The sequence below is a fragment of the Corynebacterium silvaticum genome, assembly GCF_002162115.2.
GTDB classification, from domain to species: domain Bacteria; phylum Actinomycetota; class Actinomycetes; order Mycobacteriales; family Mycobacteriaceae; genus Corynebacterium; species Corynebacterium silvaticum.
Genome location: NZ_CP021417.2, coordinates 794,969 through 817,448, shown reverse-complemented (window position 1 = coordinate 817,448; position 22,480 = coordinate 794,969). Strand labels below are relative to the sequence as shown.

The following is a 22,480-nucleotide window of genomic DNA, read 5'->3' as shown; positions in this document are numbered from 1 at the left end:
CTGGCGTTTTATTAATCTTTACAGCTTTTCCATCGGTACTGAGCCGATCAGCATAAGCCGTACGGTTCCGGAAGAACCAAAATCAATAGTTACGGAATCCGCCGGGCTACCTTTATCCACCTTGGTCACGGTGCCCAGGCCATATTTATCGTGATTCACCCGGTCTCCAACAACCAACGAAAGATCACTGTTCTTTGTATAGCTTGGCATTGTTTTCTTAGGCTTCGGGGTAGCGCCATAACGCGGTGATCCCCACGAGTCGCCGCGTGAAGAACCAAAACCTGTGTTCCTTCCCCAGGAAGGCTGTCCCCATGAGTCGAAAGAGCTTTCTGGTTCTTCGCGCCGCCAGTCGAGAAGCTCCTCGGGGATTTCCGTAAGGAACCTTGATGCCGGGTTAGTTACGGGATTTCCCCAAGAAGAACGCAGCATAGCCCGGGTGATGTAGAGGGTCTTGCGCGCTCGCGTTATTCCCACATAGGCGAGCCGGCGTTCCTCCGCGAGCTCTTTGGGGTCCCCAAGCGCACGCAGATGCGGAAATTGGCCATCTTCCCATCCCATGAGGAAGACCACCGGAAACTCCAGTCCCTTGGCTGTATGCAGAGTCATAAGGGTGACCAGGCCCTGCTCATTATCAGGAATTTGGTCGGCATCAGCTACAAGGGAGACTCGCTCTAGGAAAGCCTGCAAACTACCAGGTTCTGGTTCACCTTGGCCCCCTAGGTCCTCAAGTTCGCCGCTGTCCATCTTGGCATAGGCCACCTGGTTAGCTGCTTCCGAGGAAAATTCTCGTGCAACGGAGACAAGCTCGTTAAGGTTGTCCAACCGTGCGCCGTCTTGTGGGTCGTTGCTCTTTTCCAGCTCCGCTTTATATCCCGTGATATCAAGTATTTGAGAAATCACATCGCCAATATCCGGCATCCCGGTGATCTCGTTGACGGATTCGGCGGCGCCAGCCCGCAACCCAGCCATCATGTCCACGAACCCGGAAATCGCGTTGCGCCCGCGTGCTCCTAAAAGGCTCACCTGCCCTGCGGCGGCGTCGATAAGCGCTTGTTGGAAGCTCACTCCCTGGTTCTCTGAATGCAGAGTGAGAAACGCTACGGCTTTGTCGCCGATGCCCCGGCGCGGAGTGTTGATAATCCTGCGGAGAGAAACTGTGTCTTCCGGGTTATCCAACAACCGGAGATAGGCGATGACGTCCCGAATCTCCTTGCGCTCGTAGAAGCGGGTTCCTCCCACGATTTTATAGGGAATACCAGAACGCATAAATACGTCTTCCACTGCGCGAGATGAGTTATTTGTGCGATACATGATGGCCATGTCGCTGTAATCCACGCCTTTATCCGCGAGCGCGTCTATTTCTTGGGCAATAAAACGAGCCTCATCATGCTCGTTATCTGCAACATACCCAGCGATGGGTTCTCCGCTGCCTAGTGCTGTCCACAGTTTCTTTTTTCTTCGGTTCTCGTTTTGGGAGATCACCGAGTTAGCTGCATTAAGAATCGTCTGCGTCGACCGGTAGTTCTGTTCCAAGAGGACGGTCGTGGCATCGGGATAATCCCGCTCAAATTCCTCAATATTGCGGATAGTCGCGCCGCGGAAGGCGTAAATGGACTGATCTGAGTCGCCAACAACGCAGAGTTCGCTGGCTGTTGGGCCTTTTCCTACCAGCTCATGAATGAGCGCGTATTGCGCGTGGTTGGTGTCCTGGTATTCGTCGATAAGCACATGGCGGAATCTGCGTCTGTAGTACTCGGTCACCTGTGGGTGTTCTTGGAAAATACGGACTGTTTCTCCAATGAGGTCATCAAAATCGACGGCATTTGCTTGCCTTAAACGTCGTTGATACTCGACGTATACGGCAGCTACCGTCGTCTCATACGGGTTCTTTGTACTTTCAGCTTCTGCGACTGCGGTGTCGGGAGAAATCAGCTCATTTTTGAGGTTGGAGATTCCCGCCCCTAACAACCGCGGCGTGAACTTTTTGATGTCTAAGTTCATGTCCTTAGAAATCATCGCAAGCAAACGCTTTGAATCATCCGAGTCATAGATAGTGAAGTTGGTGTTTAATCCAGCGACCAGCTGGGCTTGTTCCCGCAAGATGCGCACGCAGGTGGAGTGGAAGGTAGACACCCACATTCTGCTGGCGATTGGCCCCACAAGGTGAGCCACGCGCTCTCGCATCTCGGCCGCAGCTTTATTGGTAAATGTGATAGCTAGGATCTGCCCTGGCTGCACACCCCGTATGCACATGAGATAAGCAATACGGCGTGTGAGCACTGCCGTCTTGCCAGAACCCGCACCAGCCACGATAAGAAGCGGTGAGCCGCTGTGCTCTACTGCTTGCTGTTGCTGCGGATTAAGCCCCTGTACGAGGCCATCAGCCATCGCAGGCACGGTGGTCGTAGGCACACTGGTGGCAGGCACACCAGCAGCAGGCTTGTCCGTTACGTGAGCCGGGGTCTGGCCTGTTGCAGGACTCTGGGCTTGAGCACTAAACGGAGAAGGCTCAGCTGGTGTCTTTGTGGCGGTGGCCCGCTCACCGGCCCAATCGCCGAAGTCAAAACCTTGTTGGGTAGGAAAATTGTCCGAGTTATTCATCGCTATCAAACCTACAACGTTGCTGTGACATCGCCACTGAGGTGACTGTTTTCGGAGTTGCTAGCAGGGAAAATCATCCTTTTCTTGTTTTTCTCTGGTTTTTCTATCCCCAGTACGCGCATCCGTGGCACAATATCTCCATGAATTCTGAGAAAAACTTTAAGGTACGAACCCCCACGGGCACCGACGATCCCCTTTCTGATGCGGAAATCCAGCAATATCGCACGGAGATCGATCGCTTAGACAAAGAGATTCTTGCAGCGGTTAAACGCCGCACAGAAATCTCCCGAGCTATCGGAAAGACCCGCATGGGTTCTGGAGGCACCCGGCTTGTGCATACCAGGGAGGTAGCCATCATTAACCAATTCCGTGAGGAAATCGGCGAGGAAGGGCCAGCTCTCGCCGCTATCCTGCTCAGGCTCGGCCGAGGCAGACTCGGCTAGGCCTGAGCAGGAGCACGCTGGAGTCATTACTACGAGGTTAAAGCGGCAGGGCAATTAACTTTGGCTCAAGGAATTCGTGGATTCCTTCAAAACCGCCTTCTCTTCCTATACCGGATTCTTTGACTCCGCCAAAGGGCGCTGATGGGTCTGAGATCCCGCCTTTGTTAACGCCCACCATGCCGGCTTCAATGCGCTCAGCGATACTCAACGCATGCGTTATCTGTTCGCTGAATACGTATGCGGCTAGCCCGAAGGGAGTGTCGTTGGCCATCGCTATGGCTTCTTCATCATCCTGGAACGTGGAGACGGCAACCACAGGGCCAAATATTTCTTCATGGGCGATACGAGCGTCCGGAGGAATATTATCTAGCACCGTCGCTGGATAGTAGAAGCCATCCTCCGGGAGCCCTGTCGGCAGTGAGTCCCCTAGGACCCGAGTGGCGCCGTGGGCGAGGGCGTCGTCGACAAGCATCGTGACCTTTTCTAGCTGATCTGCGCCGGAAAGAGCACCAAAATCCACGCCTTCTTGTGTTGCGGGCCCTTGGGTAAAGGACTTCATGATGTCAACAACTCGGTGCAGGAACTCGTCTTTAATCGACTCATGCACCAGGAACCTGTTGGCAGCGATGCATACTTGCCCAGCACCGCGCATCTTAGCCGTCGCTACCGCTTGAGCAGCAACAGTAACGTCTGCATCTGCCAGCACCACATACGGCGCATTTCCGCCAAGCTCCAGGGATACTTTCATGGAGTGCCGAGCAGCGCGTGCCGCGAGTTTTTGTCCGACCTCAGTCGAGCCTGTGAATGTGAGCTTGCGCACCCGCGGATCGTCCAACATATCTGAGATCACCGAAGAATCCGCTGTAGGCAAGACAGAGACCACGCCCTCCGGCAGCCCTGCTTCTTTGAGGAGGTGCGCAAGATACAGCATGGTCAAAGGAGTCTTAGACGCGGGCTTGAGAATCATTGTGCATCCGGCTGCCAACGCGGATCCCAGCTTGCGGGTTCCCATTGCCAAGGGGAAATTCCACGGCGTGATTGCCAAAGACACACCCACCGGTTGTTGATGCACAATCAATCGGGCATTTCCCGTGGGATTATGCCGATAATCTCCGCGTACCCTCACAGCTTCCTCTGCGAACCATCGGAAAAACTCCGCAGCGTACGTGACCTCCGCGCGAGAGTCAGGCAATGCACGGCCTAGCTCCAGCGATTGAATCACAGCTAGTTTTTCCGAATTGTCCAGGAGGGCTTTGTAGGCGTTCCACAAGATGTCTGAGCGTTCGCGCGCCGAGGTTGCGGCCCACAGCGGTTGCGCCGCTGCTGCTTTATCCAGGGCTGCCTCCGCATCGTGTTTGCTTGCCGACGCCACCCGCGCCAAGATGCTTCCATCGGACGGATTGAGGACCTCAAAGGTTTTGCCTTCGTGCCCATCGGTGAACTCGCCGCCGAGAAAGAGCTGCGTGGGTACGCCCTCTGGCAGCGTCATCTGCATAGTCTTTTTCTCTTTTGAACCATCACTCATGCCTCCACTATGCGCTCGTTCAGACGTTCTCGCCATGATGTGACCAACGCTGCCCTAAGGCAGAAGACATGTTCGGGGTAGTTTAGATACCGTTGAGTGTGTGTAACTTTCCGAGCGGGCACAGATTACTGCCCACTCGGTCACGGTCTCGTATAAAGCCAAAAGAACGGAGCAAACCATGTCCTTCGATATCACCGCTACCCCAGAGTGGACCGAGCTTTCCCAATGCCATAAAACAGCGGCTTCCACGTCGCTGCGAGAGCTTTTTGCTGCCGACGCAGACCGTGCACGGAAATTTAGCTTCGACGCCGCCGGTTTGCATGTTGACCTTTCCAAAAACTTCCTAGACGACAACACCGTCGAGGCATTTGTAAAAACCGCCAAGGCTGCGCATCTGCACGAGCGCATTAAAGCCATGTTCTCTGGAGAGCACATAAACAACACGGAAGACCGAGCAGTCCTCCATACTGCGCTGAGGATTCCTGTCGAGGCCGATTTAGTTGTCGACGACCAAGACGTGGCAGCCGACGTCTACGAGGTGCTGGGCCGCATGCGCGATCTTGCGACAGCACTGCGCAGTGGCGCATGGCGCGGCTATAGCAACCACACGATCAAGACGGTAGTAAATATCGGCATCGGCGGCTCGGATTTGGGTCCGGCCATGGCGACCAAAGCCCTGCGTACTTACGCAACAGCAGGAATCTCCGCCAAGTTTGTCTCCAACGTAGACCCTGCAGATATGCATTCAGTTCTTGATGAATGCAACCCAGAGTCCACCCTGTTCATCGTCGCCTCAAAGACCTTCACCACCCAAGAGACCCTAGCCAACGCCCATGCTGCAAAACGTTGGCTGCTTGAAGCCGCCGGCGGTGACCAATCGGCAGTGGCAAAGCACTTTGTTGCTGTGTCTACGAATGCGGAAAAGGTTGCCGAGTTTGGCATTGACGCCAAGAACATGCTCGGCTTCTGGAACTGGGTGGGCGGTCGTTACTCCGTCGACTCCGCCATCGGGTTGTCCCTCATGGCTGTGATCGGCCCCATGGATTTCATGCGCTTCCTCGAAGGCTTCCACGCTATGGACGAGCATTTCCGCACTGCAGACTTCCACGAGAATATTCCAGTGCTCATGGGTCTGCTCGGAATTTTCTACAACGATTTCTTTGGCGCAGAAACCCACGCTGTGCTCCCCTATTCTCAGGATCTCGGCCGGTTCCCGGCATACCTACAGCAGCTCACGATGGAGTCCAACGGTAAGTCTGTCCGCCGCGATGGTTCTCCAGTTTCTACCGAGACCGGAGAGATCTACTGGGGAGAGCCAGGCACTAACGGCCAGCATGCGTTCTTCCAGCTTATTCACCAGGGAACCAAGCTCGTTCCCGCCGACTTCATCGGTTTTGCCCGCCCCAAGCAAGATCTTCCCACGGCAACCGGCGAAGGCTACATGCATGACCTGCTGATGAGCAACTTCTTTGCTCAAACCAAGGTCCTGGCCTTTGGCAAGACTGCCGAAGAAATTGCAGCCGAGGGCGTTCCGGCAGAACTCGTCGCCCACAAAGTCATGCCAGGTAATCGCCCCACAACAACGATCCTGGCAGAAGAGCTCACCCCGGCGGTTCTCGGTGCTCTTATCGCTTTGTACGAGCACATCGTCTTTGTCCAAGGCGTGATCTGGGATATCAACTCTTTTGATCAGTGGGGCGTGGAGCTGGGCAAACAGCAAGCCAATGACCTTGCGCCAGCAGTAGCCGGAGCTAGCGACATACAGTCGGGAGATTCCTCTACCGACGAGCTCATCGGCTGGTACCGCGCTCACCGCAATTAATACGACATAGCTAAGCCCTGCACACTGCTTGCTCACACGCAGTGTGCAGGGCTTGCGAGGTTCTTTTACATCTTCACCATGGGCTCGTAGCCAAAGGGAATCGCGTCGCTATCGACGATCTTCTTGCCAAAGGGGAAACAGGTAACAGGGATCATCTTGATATTCGCGATGGCAAGCGGAATGCCGATGATGGTGAGCGCTTGCCCCACGGCAGTGGTCAAATGCCCTAGCGCGAGCCAGAGACCCGCGACGAGGAACCAAATCACATTACTCACGCCGGCGAGGGGATTGTAGCTGCTCGTGGATTGAACCACAGTCCTACCAAATGGCCACAGTGCATACTCAGCCATTCGGAAGCTAGCGATGCCTGCGGGGATCGTCACGATGAAAATACACGCGATGGCGCCAAAGAGTATGTATCCGAGAGCCAACCAGATACCACCAGTAATAAGCCAGAGAAGATTAAGTATAAGCCGCATAGCCCCCACCTTAATCAATTCTGAATGAGAGCGCTTGGACGTTTAGGATTCAGGATAAAATGGCTGGCAGTGAGGGCACCACCATATAATGCGCTCTAATTCTAAAGAGGGGTCGTCGACAAGCGTGCTCTGGAGAATTCGGGTACCGCATCGCCGGCACGGCTTGTGATTACGCCCAAACACATAGGTCGTCTCCCCTGGACGTTTGATGCCTGTTGTGACTCGAACTGGGGACAGTCGATTCTCCCACATAAGACGGCGTGCCATAGTCAGTATGCGGTCCACGTCGGTGTCGCGTACCTGGGTGGCGGGGTGTACTCCGCAGAGAAAACAGATTTCCGCCCGGTATTCGTTGCCTATTCCCGCCAGGTTTCTTTGGTCGAGTAAAGCTAACCCGATGGCACGGTAGGGAGCCGAGAGTATCCGTCGCCGAGCTTCGTCGTGCCCTGTGGATTCCCAATCAGCTCCCAGTACATCAGGCCCCAGATGCGCGATGACATCGGGATAATGGGACACGGGAAAACGCGGACAAACCCCAGAGAAAACCCCACCACCTCAATCGGCTGCTCATGCGGTGCTCCAGCCAACAGCAGTTGCACGCGAGCTGTATGAGCGGGTTTGGTCCACCGGTCGCCTTTCAGACACACCACCCATGTTCCCTCCATTTTCAGGTGGGTATGCAGTATGTCTTCCCCTATCTGCATAAACAGGTGCTTCCCATAGGGCCACACGCGTTCCACTACGCTCCCGGTAAAGGTGGCAAGAGCATACTGCGGCACCCGTATGCTGGTTCCGAGAACCTTTCGGCCTTCCATAAAACTCAGCCGACGGGCTAGCTGGTAGACGGAATCTCCTTCGGGCATAGCAGCATTGTAGCCATGATGCGCCTACCGCTGCGTCAACCGTATAAATCGTTATCAGGTACAACGGACACCATGAGTACTGCGCATCCTTCTCCCCTTGGTGGTCGTCGACCTAAGCGCTCGGAGCTTGCCGACTTTAAAGACAAACCGGTATCGGACAGGTTCCCGCCTCCCGGTACCGAGCTTCGGTTGCTGATCGTCGGGGTCAATCCAGGTCTGTGGACTGCTGCAGTCGATGCTCCTTTTGCCTATCCCGGCAATAGATTCTGGCCTTCCTTAGACAAAGCCGGAATTGTATCTCCAGCGTTCGAGGTATCCGAGGGCATGAGCGATGCCCAGGAGCAGATGCTTTATGAGCTCGGCATCGCTATGACCAATCTGGTCCCGCGCGCTACTGCTCGCGCGGATGAACTAGAAAAAGACGAGCTAATAGCTGGCGCGCATCGCGTCATCGAGTTGGCGCGTGAGTTACGCCCCCAAGCCGTAGCCGTGGCCGGTATTACTGCTTTTCGTACAGCTTTTGGGATGAAGAAAGCCGTGCTAGGTCTACAAGATACAGAGACAACAATTAACGGATGGCCCAAGGACGTATCTTTGTGGGTTGTGCCCCAACCAAGCGGGCTTAACGCCCATGAGACAATTGACTCGCTTGCAGCTCAATGGCGGGCGGTATGGGATTCCACCACTCCGCCGCATAACTAAGCTGCTAGCGGTATCCGCCAGATCTAAAGCCACGATGGGGAGGCTTTGTATAGTGCTCTTCCCCAGACCGTGAGTCTCCTAAGCCTGCTATGCCTGCAGAATCCGAGGAGTCTAATGCGTCCAATGCGGTTGCAAGGCTGCGTCCTCTACGTGTGTGACTCTGGTTATTTAAGCCACCTGATATTCGTAACCCACTGGGTGTCACGCCAGCACCCAGTTCTCTTAGCAGCTCTAATTCGGGTGATCGCAAGACCGCCACTCCATTTATTTTTTCTACGACTAGCGGCTGAATCCTACCCGCTAGCACTGACTCTGCAAGCGCGGCGAGGACGATACTTAAGAACTCTTGCTGTTCGATTCCTGTGGGCGGTGCACACAACGTGAGGTTTCGTCCACCTCGCGTAAGGTGCGCGGCGAGGAGGCCGTCGATAAGCACAACGATGGCACCAGCCGCACGTGTCGGCCCCGGCTCCGGCCACGGTAACGCCGCCCCCATAGGGGTTGGCGGGATCTGCCGCAGCAAGCACATATGCGCTCGGCGAGCGGGTGCCAGAAGGCCAGCCTGCTACATCAGGGGTGTCGGATAGACCGCGAAGCCAGTCAATCACCGCCGACGTGGAAAACTGAGCGGCCCCCAGCCCTTCCACGATGTAGCCACGCATCGCTTTTCCGGATTCCTCGAAGCCAGAGAGCACCTTATAGGCAAGGGCAAAACCGCCAACAACGTCCTCTGATACAACGGCACCGCGGGTAACCACGCCATATCTGTCCAGCCACGTCTCACCGTGTACAACCGACCTCGCTGTGGCGTTGTCATCCGCTGCCATGGTTGCGGACCAGCGCCCCACCGCATCCGGCGGTTGAGCTGGTCTATGGGCATGTGCAAAGCTTGTGCGTCCCATGCGTAGTCGGCTGCGATTGGGGCGTCTTTGGGCTCTATGCGCAGTCTTTGTTCCCGAATTCGCCGCAAGCCGTGCCCGAATCGGTGCAAACCCATCCGGGCTGACTAACCCTGCCTCAAAAAGCTCCCATAAAGCGGCACCAAGCTCCGCAGCAGACGACTGATCCGAGGAAACTCCAAGATCTGCCACAGTTTCCCGGTGAATATCGGCAAAAAGGAACCCGCCACCGCGAGACAGTAGCGTCATGACCTTGTGTTGAGTCTCGGATAGCGTCGCCGCCTCCGCGTGGGGAATCAACTCTGCCGCGTAATCGGTGGGAAGAAGCATCACCCACGGATCATGTGCACCGGCGCGTCCTGCCCCAACAACGATAATCTCACCATTATTCGTGAGCTCGTCAAGATCTAGCGGCGAGTAGTTTCGAACCCGTTGCGGCAACACCAATGTCTCCCACGCAGAAGCTGGTAGTCGCACGCCCGCGAGTTGTTCTACAACGTTAAATACTCCGTCCGGCCCAGAGAGTTCCGGGGTTTCTCCCACTGGCGCAACGTGCTGCCATTCGGGGAGAAAACGCCCGAACGTGGCATGACTCACCGGTTGGGTCTGTTCCCTCACCGCAGCCTGGGATCGGGCCCTGATGATTTTTAAAACCTCCGTGGCAACATATTCCGGAGCATCGCTGTCTTGCCTAAAACGCCCTGCTACGAGCTTGGATTGCGTACATAGCTTTTCGACGACCCCATGCGCGATCCCCGCGGCCAACCCAAGGCAGTCTTGCACGTCCATGAGGGTAAAAGGCCCTCGCACCCGCGCCCATCGCGAGACTATTTGTTCCAACGCATCGGTGATTGTCTCCACCTGCGCAGCAACACCCGGTGGGACTGGTATTCCTAATGCGTCTCGCAGCAGGGGTGCATCCAGCGTCTGCGCCAGGTGCGCGACTCCGGTTATTCGTACTTCCATCACTCGCCCACGCAGCTGCGCCATGACCTGTTCCAGAGTCATCGGGGGAGCAGTAATCTCCGGAAGATCGTCCACTGGCACGGGACCTACAACACGAAGAGTATCAATGAGTTCTTCTGCGGTCCTCGCCCTACGGTGCGGGGCTTTACGCTGCATGATGTCATGCACTTCCGCGATGATCTCTGGGTCTAAAAGGTCACGTAGTTCCACGGTCCCTAGGAGGCTGGCAAGCAACGCAGGGTCTAAGGACAAGGCAGCAGCACGCTTTTCTGCGAGCGGGCTGTCTCCCTCATACATAAAGGCGCCCGTGTAGTTAAAGAGTATGGAGGAAGCGAATGGGCTGGGTTGAGGTGTAGTCACCTCTGCGATTCGTATCCGCCGTTGCTGAATTTCTTGCAAGAGCTCAACCAAAGCTGGCAGGTCATACACATCCTGGAGGCACTCTCGGACGGTCTCCAAAATAATGGGGAAGTGGGTATTTGCGGGCGACGTCGAGAAGCTGCGCGGCGCGCTGGCGTTGCTGCCATAAAGGCGCACGCTTACCGGGGTTACGTCGAGGTAGTAATAAAGCGCGAGCCGCGCACTCTCGGAATCGGGAGGCAAACAACGCGGAGTTTCCCATTTGTTCGGCCACTATTGCTTCAATGTCATCCGCGTCGATCACAAAGAGATCGGCTCCAGGTTCCTCGTCGGATCCCGGGAGGCGTAAGACTATGCCGTCATCGGAGGCCACCGCCTGCGCATCCATGCCTGTACGCTCAGATATTCTCGCGCCTACAGCAAGCGCCCACGCAGCATTGACTCCCCTGCCATAAGGAGTGTGCAAGACGATTCTCCAGTCTCCGAGCTCGTCACGAAAGCGCTCCAGCACCAGTGTCTTTTCATCGGGAACAATCCCCGTGGCTTCCTCTTGCTCGCGTAAAAACTGTAGAAGATTCTGGCGGGCATATGTGTCGAGCCCGAGTTCTTCCAATTCTAAAAGATCGTCACTGCGATCTTGTTCGCTGCCTGCTAAAGCTTGACGACGCCCCACAATCCTACGGCGAAACTCCCCCAGCGCTTTGCCTAATTCCGCAGGACGTCCAGCTTGGTCGCCTGTCCAAAAAGGCAATCGCCCGGTGTGGCCCGGCGCGGGAATCACCAACACTTGGTCGCGCGTAATCTCTTCGATCCTCCAGCTAGAAGCGCCCAGCGTAAACACGTCGCCCACCCGCGACTCGTACACCATCTCCTCGTCGAGTTCTCCTACTCGCCTAGGGGCAGAGTCGGCCCCCGTCGAGCCGGCTAAGAAGACGCCAAACATGCCTCGATCTGGGATAGTTCCACCACTTGTGACCGCTACCCGCTGGGCTCCGGGACGCGCAGTCAACGTGCCGGTAATGCGATCAAAGACCACGCGCGGTTTCAACTCTGCGAAGTCTGTCGACGGATACACTCCACTTGCTAAATCGATGACTGCGTCGAACACCGCTCGTGATAAATCCCGATAGGGATATGCACGCACAACAGTGGCATACCATTCTTCTACGTCAAGGTCTTCCACGGATACCGCGGCTACGGTCTGCTGTAACAGCACATCAAGTGCATTCCTAGGGACCTTCAATTCCTCGATCGCGCCTTCACCCATGCGTCCCACAACCACCGCCGTTTGGATGAGGTCGGCACGGTGTTTTGGATAAAAAGCACCTTCAGAAATAGCGCCCACCATGTGACCTGCGCGCCCCACTCGTTGCAGCCCTGATGCAACTGAGGGCGGGGACTCCACCTGGACAACAAGTTCCACAGCGCCCATGTCGATGCCGAGTTCAAGAGAACTGGTGGCTACCACGGCTTTGAGGCTGCCCTCTTTGAGCATCCTTTCGGTCAAGGCTCGCTCGTCTTTGGAGACTGACCCGTGGTGTGCTCGCGCAATGGTCATGGGCGCTAGGCCCGCCACGTCACTGGCTTTCATGAGTTGCGCGGGTGTTCTGCGAAGTTGCGGGGAAGGCGATTCCGGGTCGTATTCTTGCGCGTAAATCTCGTTGAGCCGGCTGGTGAGACGTTCCGCAGTCCTCCTGGAATTCACAAAAATTAGCGTGGAGTGATGCGTCATCACGTCGTGATAAACGCGTTCCTCAATAAACGGCCATATCGATCCCTGCGTAGGAAGGGAAGATTCTAGCACGAGTTCCGTCTCCACTAACGCGGATCCGAGGCTGCGGGGGTCGTCGTATACGGCTTCCCCGATGGCGGAACCAGGCTGTGCCGTGGACACATCGCTCATGTCTGGAACAGGCACTCTGACGGTAAGATCCCACTGCTTGTCCGCGGGTGGATCCACGATGTCTACGGGGCGGTCTCCCGCTAAAAAGTGCGCTACTGCGTTAATCGGACGCACTGTTGCTGATAGCCCCACACGCTGGATGGGGCGGCCTGCCAGGCGTTCTAATCGTTCTAACGTGAGAGAAAGGTGTGCTCCGCGTTTTGTTCCGGCCACCGCATGGATCTCGTCCACGATGACGGTCTCAACGTTTTTCAGGATTGCTCCTGCTTTGGACGTCAGCATCAAGTACGCAGACTCAGGGGTGGTAATCAGGATGTCTGGGGTCTTCTCACCTGCCTGGCGCGTTCGGCGGCCGGGGTGTCCCCGGAGCGAACCGCCACGCTGATGTCGGAATAGTCCAGCCCTAACCGGGCAGCTACCTGGTTGATGCCGGTAAGCGGGGCACGGAGGTTGTTTTCTACGTCTACCCCCAATGCCTTCAGCGGCGATATATAGAGCACTTTGACGCCTTGGCCCGTGCCTTTGTCCGTTGAAGATCCCCTATGAGGTGCGGGGAAAGCCACGGTTTGGCCACCTGCCGCAGTCAAACCGTTGATCGCCCATAAAAACGCAGCGAGTGTTTTACCAGAGCCAGTTGGCGCAACAATGAGTGTGTTTCCGCCCGCTGAGATCTTTTCCCACGCACCTTTTTGTGCAGGTGTCGGAGCCGCAAAGACCTCTGCAAACCACGTTGCTGCCTGGGGGTTAAAACGCGACAGCACCGGAGAGTGTTCCTCAGAGCGCTCGCAGGAAGCGTCCGCATGGGCCGCAACGCGAGGCGTCTGCGGTTGATGGGGCTGGGGTTGCTCGTGGTGCTCATCCGACGACATGCCCTTATTTAACACCGTATGAGCCGTGTGAGGAGACGACGGCGTCATTATGGTGCGGTTGTTCCTGTTGTCCCTGTTGTTCCGCGGATGATTTTTCTTGAGCACGTAGGCAAGAGGAGGCAAGAAGCAATGAAAAAACTCACAAAACCAATACGCTGGTGTTCTAGTAGTGCGAAACGCCCGCACTCCACTAAACTTTAGAGTCATGACTGCTCACTTTGACGACGCGACCCTAACCAAGCGACTTTCCCAGGGAACGGGCGAAATCCTCAAAGGGGTAAGAAACGTAGGCCTTTTGCGCGGACGTGAACTGGGTGACGCAGGAGACGATCTGGCACAAAACTGGATTGCGCGTGTGCTGGAACAGCACCGACCCGATGATGGATTCCTTTCCGAAGAAGCCGCAGATAACCCAGAACGCCTAGGCAAAGATCGCGTGTGGATCATCGATCCGCTCGATGGAACCAAGGAGTTTGCTACGGGACGTCAGGACTGGGCTGTGCACATCGCTTTGGTGGAAAACGGCATACCAACCCACGCTGCGGTTAACCTCCCCGACTTGGGAGTTGTGTTCCACACGTCTGAGGTTCGTGCAGTGCGCGGGCCCTACGCCAAGAAGATCGCGGTCTCGCACAACCGACCTCCTGCTGTAGCCAACCACGTCGCTGAAAAACTAGGTTTCACCGCCGAGCCGCTCGGTTCTGCAGGCGCAAAAGCCATGCATGTGCTTCTTGGCGACTACGACGCCTACATTCATGCTGGTGGCCAGTACGAGTGGGACTCTGCGGCCCCCGTTGGAGTCAGCCTTGCTGCAGGACTGCATTGCTCGCGTCTCGACGGCTCCCCCTTGACCTATAACAACAAGGACACCTACCTGCCGGATGTCCTCGTCTGTCGTCCCGAGCTTGCCGACGACATCCTCTCCATGGCAGCCGCCTTCCGCGAGGAAAACGGCTCGTACTAGTTGCCCTTCGCCTCCCACTCGGGTTACTTTCGAGTGGGTTTTCTTGTGTCTTGTCCCAACTAATCCAGAGAAATAGTTAGGAAGCCACCACTAAAGTGGACTAGGATCAGGCATCATGATCTCCACACCTTACGAGGACCTCCTGCGCACAATTCTTTCTGAAGGATCTCACAAGGATGACCGCACTGGCACCGGAACCACGAGCCTTTTTGCACAGCAGATGCGCTTTGATCTGAGCGATTCTTTTCCGCTGATCACTACAAAGAAGGTTTATTGGAAAGGCGTTGTGGGCGAGCTCTTGTGGTTCCTGCAAGGCTCATCAAACGTCAAGTGGTTGCAAGACAATAACATCCATATTTGGGACGAATGGGCCTCCGAAGAAGGCGAGCTAGGTCCCGTGTATGGCGTGCAGTGGCGCAGCTGGCCTACGCCTCATGGCACCCATGTTGACCAGATCAGCGGCGCTTTAGACATGCTCAAGCGCAATCCGGATTCCCGACGCAACATTGTCTCAGCGTGGAACGTCGCGGAGCTAGAGAATATGGCGCTGCCTCCTTGCCATCTGTTGTTCCAGCTCTACGTTGCAGATGGGAAGCTCAGCTGCCAGCTATACCAGCGCAGCGCGGACATGTTCCTAGGCGTGCCCTTCAACATCGCTTCCTACTCAGCGCTCACGCATATGTTTGCGCAGCAGGCAGGCCTAGAGGTTGGTGAGTTCATCTGGACCGGAGGTGATTGCCATATCTATGACAATCACTTCGAACAAGTGGAGACCCAGCTCGCCCGTGAGCCTCGCCCCTATCCGCAGTTAGAGCTAACAAAGGCCAAGGACCTCTTCTCCTACGACTTTGCTGACTTCCAGGTCATCGGCTACGACCCACATCCAGCAATTCGCGCTGAGGTCGCGGTCTAATGCTGCGGGCGATTTGGGCGCAGTCCTGCGACGGAGTCATCGGCAATGGGGTCGATATGCCCTGGCATTTGCCCGAGGATCTCGCTCATTTTAAAAAAACCACGCTTGGCTGCCCAGTCATCATGGGGCGCAAGACGTGGGAGTCGCTGCCGCCGGCTTTTCGCCCGCTGCCGGGACGCCACAACTACGTACTTTCCCGCTCCGCAGCCGGTCAGTGGAGCGCCGGTGCCTGCGTGGTGAGCAAGCTACCCGACGTCCCAGACGCGTGGGTCATGGGAGGCGGACAAATTTATGCGGCAACCCTACCTAAGGTGGAGGAAGTAGTACGCACCATCGTGCGCATTGAGCTTCTCGACGTCCTCGGCAACTCCGCGGTTTCCGCCCCTGCGCTTGGCCCCGAGTTTGAGATCGTATCGGAAACTGAGTGGATGGCGTCGATAAGTGGAAAAGTGAACGAAGACTACCAAGCAGTAACTTCCCCACAGCCGCTGCACTACAAATTCCAAAGGTTGCGACGCACTCCCTGAACCAGTCATGATGGTGGGATGAAAGAACACGTAACTATTTACGCGGCCGACTGGTGCCCCTTCTGCCAGCGACTCATCGGTGCACTCAAGCGCACCAACACTCCGTTTACGCTTGTCGACGTGGAGACCGATGCCCAGGCCTCCGAATGGGTCAAATCCGTTAATAACGGCAACCGCATCGTCCCCACTGTCAAGTACTCGGACGGCACCACCGCCACCAATCCTCCAGCCTCCGACGTTCGCCGCAAGCTGGAAGAACTCACCGCTTAATCCGTAAGCTCACGGAGCAAGTAGGTATCCATAATCCACCCATGCTCGGCGCGAAGCGTTCGCTTCAAATCAGCGACCTGCGCGCCGATCTCTTTGACGTATCCTTCCCGGATGATCTGCTGTGGCGTGCCCAGGAAAGCGCCCCACCACATGTAAGTGTGCTCGGTGGCAACATCCATCCAAGCCGACTTGCCGTCAAGCATGACCACACAATTCCGACGATCTTTTTCCGACGTAGACGCAAGATTGCGCCCTGTGGTGATATGAATAGCCTCGCCGATGCGGTTGAGCAGAATCCCATGCGCCGCAGTAAGAACCTGAACAGCGGTAATCCCGGGGATTACCTCAACAGAGCACTCAAGGTCCTCTAGCTTCTGCATATGATCGATGATCCGCAACGTGGAGTCATAAAGTGAGGGATCGCCCCACACAAGAAACGCTACGGTCCCGTCCTCCGAAGAGGCACCCCGGATCGCCTCTGCAAGGAGGTTCGCGCGCTCTTTATGCCAGCGCAATACCTCTGCATCGTAATCCTTGGGGTCACGATCCCGCTCCGGGTCAGTCACCGCCACAATCGGCGTTCCTGGCACATGCGCATCCACAATCCCCTGGCGTAAAGCCAGCAGATCCGATTTGGTCTCCCCCTTATCAAGCGCGACCACCGCTTGAGCGCGACGAAGCCCCGAGATTGCCTGCAAGGTCAAAAACTCGGGGCTACCTGCGCCAATTCCTATAACAAGTATTGTGCGCACAGTTGTTTATTCGTCGTCTTCATCGTCGTACAAAGCGGCGCGATCAACCTCGGTGAGAAGAGCGTTCACGTTGGCATAATCGATGGAATGCTGCTGATGAAGGTAACGATCGCACACTGCAGACAGCTGCTTTGCATCAAACTTATTAAGCGTTAAAATCCGACGGCTGGTTCCGTCCTCTGCGGTCTCATCGAGAGCAAGAACGGCAGTTCCTTTTTCCTCAACCACAGTCGCGGTAATGGCACGACGCTCAACATCGTGAAAAATAGGGTGCTTGTCAGTCATGACATTTTCCTCCACACTTTTGAATCTCTCAACGAGCAACTGCTTCCAGCATAGAGGGCAAAACACACTTGCGGGAAGCTTTTCGCTTCCCAATACCAGCCAATTCTTAACTTCCTAGCAGTGTGCGGTATTCTTTTTGCCGAAGGCTCTTAGATCTCCACGATCTTCCCTCGATGCCTTTGCGCCCTAGTAGCTCAGTGGATAGAGCACGGCTCTCCTAAAGCCGGTGTCGGAGGTTCGATTCCTCTCTGGGGCACTTTTAAAATCCTCTTCTACCTGTACTTTTATGGGTAGGAGAGGATTTTATTTTTGCTGTTTTGGGGCTTTTTGAGGTGCTTTTGTCGTGGGAATGTCGTGGAATTTATATTCCCTATGCGCTAGACCCCACCTTCTCTTCCCCGGGCCTGCATTTCCATAGACAAAGTCCTCGTATCATGCCGCAAAGCCCCCTTTTGTCTATGGAAATGCAGGCTACGTCACCCCGCCTCCCAAAAAATTGTCGTTTTTGAGAACGCTAGAAATCCCCACCTGGCGTTTTACAAAGCACACCCTCGCTAGCGTTCTCAAAAACGACAAATACAGCAGTCTCAGAGGAAACCTCTGCTGTTTTCCCCGCAATGCTCTGCTACGAGTTGTTCATCGTGGGTAACAAAAACAACTCCTATCCCGCTGCGGCACAAGTCGTGCAGCACCGCCATCACACGTGCTGCGGATTCTGGGTCAAGTGCAGAGGTTATCTCGTCGCATAGGAGAACTGCCGGTTGTGTGGCTAGGGCGCGGGCAATGGCAACGCGTTGTCGTTGCCCACCAGAAAGTCCCGAAGGCAAGCGATAAGCGAGCTCCCTAGATATGCCTACGCGTTCGAGCAGCTCTACTGCCTGTTGCGTGGCCTCTTGACGGCCAATCATCCGCCGTTTTCCTACTCTCCCTAACCACCGCTTCTGGGTAGTGGCATCGCGTACGGCGCGAGCAACCGCGTCGACAGCTCGCATCTTTGGGTTAAGGGTGGATGCCGGATCTTGAGGGATTATCTGCAATTTTTTCGCATGCAATCGCGGCCACGGTGTAGACGCCTCACGGTGTATGCCGCGGTATTCCACTGTCCCTCGCCCTTGAAGATTACTTCCCGCTAAGTACCTCAACAGCGTTGATTTTCCGCTGCCAGATGCCCCCATAATGGCAAGCATTCGGCCAGGTACAACGGTAAAGGATAGGTCTGAGAAAAGGGTCGCCCCCTCATCGGTTGCATAGCTTAAGCCCGAGGCTCGCAAACATGAGTTCGCCTCTTCCTGCAACACCATGTCTGTCGCCGATTCCCCGCGCAGAGTCTGCGCCGGTTCACCAGCAGCACCCGGCGCTAGCGCCGCATCTCCATCAGCATCAGCAGTCACACCGCCAGCAGCACCAACGCCCTTATCCCCAACATAAACATGAGCATCCAGCAGATCGTGAAAAGCCCCAAGCCGATGCCCCGTGATAATGATGGCAACCCCGGAGTCGGCCACGCTGCGTAGGAGGGACGCGATGGTCTTGGCTGTCACGGGATCGAGACCGGCAAAAGGCTCATCTAGCGCGATAACGCGGGGTTTCCTAGACAGCGCTCGGGCTAAGGCCACTCGGCGTTGTTGTCCGCCGGAAAGCTGGTGGAGGCGCTTTGCCGCAGTGTCAGCGGGTAGGCCCACGCTGTGCAGAATCCCTGGGACATCCGCTGTAGGCGCTAGCTCGGTGAGCATCGCGTGGATCGTCATGAGTGGTGGAAGTTCGGCACCTGGGTCTTGTCCGACAAAGGCGACTTCTTCACGGCGAAAGCGCGCAAGTTCCGCAGCGCTGAGGCCCGTGGGATCGACTCCCCATACAGACAACGTCCCGGTCACCGTAGATCCCGCTGGTCTCTCCCCAATCAGGGCGAGCAAGAGGGTGGTCTTCCCGCATCCGCTAGGGCCGATGAGTGCTGTGATACTGCCAGCCTGAGCGCATAGTGCAGTGGTGGGGACAAGTTCGATGGCTTCTAGCGTCACTGCGATATCCGCCCGAATAAGAGGGCCGTTTGATGGCGTCGCCATCGTGTCTCCTTCTGCCCTATCAAAGCCATGACCGCGATGGATGCCACCGCCAGCATGGCTGCCGGAGCCAGGACGGCAAAGGGATTGAGGGTGATTCCCCCGGCATTGTCGCGCACCATGACTGACCAGGCAAACTCCCCCAAACGTGCTCCCACGCCAAGGAAGCTTGCCACGGCTAGTAGGTGCAATGCCTCCACTACTCTTAAGCCCCATACTGAACGCAGTACTGCAGACATGTTGGGCAAAATGTCGCGCATAATCACGGAGATGTCAGAGGCCCCCGCGTTCCGAGCAGCTTGGACATACCCCGAGTGCGCTACCGGGTATGCCGCAGCAGCGATGACCCGTGCAGCGTAGGGTGAACCGACGACCACCGCCACTACGACCAAAAGCCATAGGCCAGAATCCGGATACAGCACGGAGACAAGAAGAAGCACGATAACCGCTGGTGCTGGTACCAAGATCGTGGCGTCGGCACATGTCTCTACGATGAAACCCAGCTTTGGCTTTAAAACGCCAAAGCAGCCGACGATGGCACCTACCGCTGTGGTCAACGTTCCCGCAACCACAGCGGTGAGGATAAGCGCTTGTCCTCCATGCAGCACAGCACTGACTACACTGCGCCCCAGATGGTCAGTTCCCAATAATGCGCTGTTTCCTGCTGTATCAAAGGGCAGTCCTGCCGCCGCAGTCGGCGCGGGCAGATGAAAAAGCTGGGCGACGAGCGGCCCATATATGGCTGTAGCTAATACGAGCAGCGCAAGTATTTTCCGTGTCATACATTCACTTTCGGGGTGCACACGACTTTGAGAATGTCCGCCATCGTCAGTAGGAGGAGGATCAGTGCGCCAGTGGTTGCCAGGACCGCAAGAAGCACGGACACATCGCGCTGAGAAACAGCCGTGGCCACGGGTAAGCCCCACGCCAGGGTGGTTAAAGAGCGCTTCTACTGAGACTGTGCCGGCAATGAGAACACCGGCAGATGTTGCCATTGAGGTGGCAAAGCTAGGAAGCGCCAGCGGCAGCACGTGTCGTCGTAACAGGCTCGTACCCGTGATTCCCGCAAGGACGGCGCTGTGTACAGGTCGCGTGGAGGTGGCGTCGATAAGCGCTGCGCGCAGCACTCTGGAATTCCACGCAACCTGGGGTATCACAAGCACGAGCACGGGCAACACGTACATAGCCATTGAGCTGGGTAGGCCGCCGTCGATAATCGTGACGGCTGGCAGTACCCCCAGCCCCAGGGCGAACACGGCCACGAGAAAGACGCCGATCACGAATTCCGGGAGCGCAATAATGCTTGTCGACGCCCACTCTAATCCCCGAGACAGCCCCGACCGGGGTGGCCGCTGAACCCACCAGATGGAGGTTGCGATCGATAGGACTGCGGTAAGTCCAAAGGCACTTCCCGTGGTGGTGATTGTTACTGGCAAGGCCGTGGCCAAGAGCTCGGAGATAGGTCTTCCATGAACAGATACCCCAAAGTCACCGGTCAACGCTTTTCCTAGCCAGTGTAGAAACCGCGTCGCGGGAGGTCTGTCCAACCCCAGGCTTTGCTCAAGACTCGCGATAGCCTCCGGGGTTCGATTTGCTCCCAAAAGCGAGGCTGCCGCTTTTCCGGGGAGTCGATCAATGGCAAAAAAGACAAGACCTAAAACCACGAGCAGTGCACCCGCACGAATAGCGAGCCGTGGGAAAAGCCAGGTACAAGCGCGGGAAACTGCTTTTAGCACGTTTTAGGCCTTTTTACGGTCTCTAGGAGAACACGTCCGTAACCGGGAGCTTTGGGCAAACCGGACAGGCCTTTGGCCGCAATGTCCACGCCGTCCGATGCGCCCCAGACCAAGTAACCGCCGCGCTCGAACTCAATTTTTTGGAGTTTTTTGCTGAGCTGGTCAATCTTTGCCTGGTCAGTAGACGCGAGCAGTTCAGCATAAGCCGCGTCGAACTCGGCATCGTGGAAGTTGGACTCGTTTGATTTCGACGCCCCGTTGAGTACTTTTCCGGCAAAGAAGAGCACAGAATCATTGGTTCCCCAGTAGCCGCAATACAGGTCTACTTTGGTCCAGGTGCTGTCATAAAATTGGCCAGATTCCTGCTCCACCACCTTAATACGCACCCCGATCTCCCCCAGCTGTTCGGCGATAACCTTCATGGCTTCAACCTGGCCGGGTGCTTCTGGGGTGACAAAAAGATCGTAGGTCTTGGAGGTATCAAAACCGGCTTGATCCAGCAATGCCTTTGCTTTCTCCACGTCACGGTGGCGCACCAACGATGAATCGATATTGGGATCGCCGGTGCCCAGGATGTCATGAGCAACGCTGCCGTACCCTGACAACGCCCGCTGTACTACCTGCTCACGATCAACGCCCAGCCGCAGGGCCTCACGGACTTTCGGATCGGCAAAAGGTCCATCGGATGTGCGCATGATCAGAGGAATCACGGAGTCATGAGAACGCTTAATGATCTGAACATTGTCGTTGTTTTCTGCAGACCTTGCGGCAATGGGGCCTACTGCTTGCGCAAGATCAATCTGCCCTGCGAGCAGTGCGTTCGTCATAGCCGTGGTGTCTTCAAAAGGAACAACATGGATCTCTTCAAAGCCTGCGACCGTGCCATGATAGTCGTCGAATCGCTTCAGCTTTGCTGATCCATTATCCCAGCTCACCAGCTGGAAAGGACCTGATCCCACTGGTTTTTCTGGCGAGGATCCTTCTTTCATCACAAAAGTCATCAGGCGAGCAAGCATCGGCAGCTGGCTGTTGGGGGTCGCTGTCTTCATCTGCACGGTGCGTTCGCCAGAAGCAACGATGGAGCCGTGTTCCACGGGGAGTCTAAAACCATTGGCTTCGTCGGAAAGCATCTTGGTCAGCGACCACACCACGTCTTTGGGCGTGACTGCTGAGCCATCGTGGAACTTTGCGCCAGCAGCGATGGTGAACTCCCATTCCATGGGGTTGAGTTGTTTCCACTGCTCCATGAGGCGCGGGGCAACGATCTTGCCTGCGCCGGGAACCGTCAGAGCCTCCCAAATGAGAGAGCAGATAAGCATGTCGGAATCATTGGGCAGCAGCTTATAGGGGTCACGCTGGGCGCTCGCGGCCTTACCTAGCGCGCCGACTTTAAGGACCTTTCCCGAGGCCTCCGAGGTTTTTCCCAGACGAACCGTTGCTTGAGGTGTTGCCCGAGGTACAGCTTGCCACGGTAAAGGCTCCGAGGCCGAGCGCAGCGATGCTGGTTAAGAACTGGCGACGAGAAAGGTTACTCATTTTCC

14 protein-coding genes, 1 tRNA gene and 4 pseudogenes are annotated in these 22,480 nt (G+C 56.1%); 8 read left to right on the top strand and 11 right to left on the bottom strand.

Translation table 11 applies throughout. The annotated features are described in order from the left end of the window. Positions 1–18: 18 nt before the first annotated feature. A complete protein-coding gene (pcrA, locus tag CBE74_RS16330) occupies positions 19–2,388 on the bottom strand; it encodes a DNA helicase PcrA (protein WP_375167318.1) in 2,370 nt (789 codons plus the stop codon). A gap of 353 nt (positions 2,389–2,741) precedes the next feature. On the opposite strand from pcrA, the gene CBE74_RS16325 reads away from it, so the two are divergent. Next, on the top strand, positions 2,742–3,044 hold the full coding sequence (locus CBE74_RS16325) for a chorismate mutase (RefSeq protein WP_046095685.1): 303 nt from the start codon (positions 2,742–2,744) through the stop codon (positions 3,042–3,044). A gap of 37 nt (positions 3,045–3,081) precedes the next feature. Here the strand turns inward: CBE74_RS16325 and CBE74_RS16320 are convergent, their stop codons facing one another. Further along, positions 3,082–4,569 carry an NAD-dependent succinate-semialdehyde dehydrogenase gene (locus CBE74_RS16320; RefSeq protein ID WP_087453632.1) on the bottom strand — a complete coding sequence of 496 codons (1,488 nt, stop codon included), beginning with the start codon at positions 4,567–4,569 and terminating at the stop codon, positions 3,082–3,084. A gap of 178 nt (positions 4,570–4,747) precedes the next feature. On the opposite strand from CBE74_RS16320, the gene pgi reads away from it, so the two are divergent. Next, positions 4,748–6,391, top strand: a complete 1,644-nt coding sequence (pgi, locus tag CBE74_RS16315; RefSeq protein ID WP_087453631.1) for a glucose-6-phosphate isomerase — start codon at positions 4,748–4,750, stop codon at positions 6,389–6,391. 65 nt (positions 6,392–6,456) lie between these two features. Here pgi and CBE74_RS16310 read toward each other — a convergent pair whose 3' ends face one another. Beyond that, complete coding sequence (locus CBE74_RS16310; RefSeq protein WP_087453630.1) at positions 6,457–6,870, bottom strand: YccF domain-containing protein; 414 nt, start codon at positions 6,868–6,870, stop codon at positions 6,457–6,459. 42 nt (positions 6,871–6,912) lie between these two features. Continuing rightward, a pseudogene (locus CBE74_RS16305) lies at positions 6,913–7,733 on the bottom strand (DNA-formamidopyrimidine glycosylase family protein). A gap of 72 nt (positions 7,734–7,805) precedes the next feature. Between CBE74_RS16305 and CBE74_RS16300 the strand changes: the two are divergent. Beyond that, on the top strand, positions 7,806–8,435 hold the full coding sequence (locus tag CBE74_RS16300; protein WP_087453629.1) for a mismatch-specific DNA-glycosylase: 630 nt from the start codon (positions 7,806–7,808) through the stop codon (positions 8,433–8,435). A gap of 4 nt (positions 8,436–8,439) precedes the next feature. On the opposite strand, the pseudogene CBE74_RS16295 reads toward CBE74_RS16300, so the two are convergent. After that, positions 8,440–13,432, bottom strand: a pseudogene (locus tag CBE74_RS16295) (ATP-dependent helicase). A gap of 205 nt (positions 13,433–13,637) precedes the next feature. Between CBE74_RS16295 and CBE74_RS16290 the strand changes: the two are divergent. The 4 genes from CBE74_RS16290 (at position 13,638) to CBE74_RS16275 (ending at position 16,106) form a co-directional block, all read left to right on the top strand. Continuing rightward, a complete protein-coding gene (locus CBE74_RS16290; RefSeq protein WP_087453628.1) occupies positions 13,638–14,396 on the top strand; it encodes a 3'(2'),5'-bisphosphate nucleotidase CysQ in 759 nt (252 codons plus the stop codon). Positions 14,397–14,508: 112 nt separating this feature from the next. Next, positions 14,509–15,309 (top strand): thymidylate synthase, encoded by an 801-nt coding sequence (locus tag CBE74_RS16285; protein ID WP_087453627.1) that lies wholly within the window; start codon positions 14,509–14,511, stop codon positions 15,307–15,309. Further along, positions 15,309–15,836: a dihydrofolate reductase gene (locus CBE74_RS16280; protein WP_087453626.1), complete on the top strand. Its 528-nt coding sequence runs from the start codon at positions 15,309–15,311 to the stop codon at positions 15,834–15,836. Before CBE74_RS16285 ends, CBE74_RS16280 begins: the two co-directional genes overlap by 1 nt. 18 nt (positions 15,837–15,854) lie before the next feature. Further along, positions 15,855–16,106 carry a mycoredoxin gene (locus CBE74_RS16275; protein WP_013911060.1) on the top strand — a complete coding sequence of 84 codons (252 nt, stop codon included), beginning with the start codon at positions 15,855–15,857 and terminating at the stop codon, positions 16,104–16,106. Here the strand turns inward: CBE74_RS16275 and cobF are convergent. Both cobF and CBE74_RS16265 read right to left on the bottom strand, forming a co-directional pair. Then, complete coding sequence (cobF, locus tag CBE74_RS16270) at positions 16,103–16,858, bottom strand: precorrin-6A synthase (deacetylating) (protein WP_087453625.1); 756 nt, start codon at positions 16,856–16,858, stop codon at positions 16,103–16,105. The genes CBE74_RS16275 and cobF overlap by 4 nt on opposite strands. 6 nt (positions 16,859–16,864) lie before the next feature. Beyond that, complete coding sequence (locus tag CBE74_RS16265) at positions 16,865–17,143, bottom strand: cg0963 family protein (protein WP_087453624.1); 279 nt, start codon at positions 17,141–17,143, stop codon at positions 16,865–16,867. Between the two features lie 183 nt (positions 17,144–17,326). Here CBE74_RS16265 and CBE74_RS16260 point away from each other — a divergent pair. Beyond that, positions 17,327–17,399: transfer RNA gene (locus tag CBE74_RS16260), tRNA-Arg, on the top strand. 331 nt (positions 17,400–17,730) lie between these two features. Here the strand turns inward: CBE74_RS16260 and CBE74_RS16255 are convergent. The 4 genes and pseudogenes from CBE74_RS16255 to CBE74_RS16240 form a co-directional block, all read right to left on the bottom strand. Beyond that, positions 17,731–19,206, bottom strand: a complete 1,476-nt coding sequence (locus tag CBE74_RS16255; protein ID WP_087453623.1) for an ABC transporter ATP-binding protein — start codon at positions 19,204–19,206, stop codon at positions 17,731–17,733. Then, a complete protein-coding gene (locus CBE74_RS16250; RefSeq protein ID WP_087453622.1) occupies positions 19,158–19,985 on the bottom strand; it encodes an ABC transporter permease subunit in 828 nt (275 codons plus the stop codon). The genes CBE74_RS16255 and CBE74_RS16250 overlap by 49 nt, the downstream gene beginning before the upstream one ends. After that, a pseudogene (locus CBE74_RS16245) lies at positions 19,982–20,939 on the bottom strand (ABC transporter permease). The gene CBE74_RS16250 and the pseudogene CBE74_RS16245 overlap by 4 nt, the downstream one beginning before the upstream one ends. Then, positions 20,933–22,475, bottom strand: a pseudogene (locus CBE74_RS16240) (ABC transporter substrate-binding protein). The pseudogenes CBE74_RS16245 and CBE74_RS16240 overlap by 7 nt, the downstream one beginning before the upstream one ends. Between the last annotated feature and the right edge of the window lie 5 nt (positions 22,476–22,480).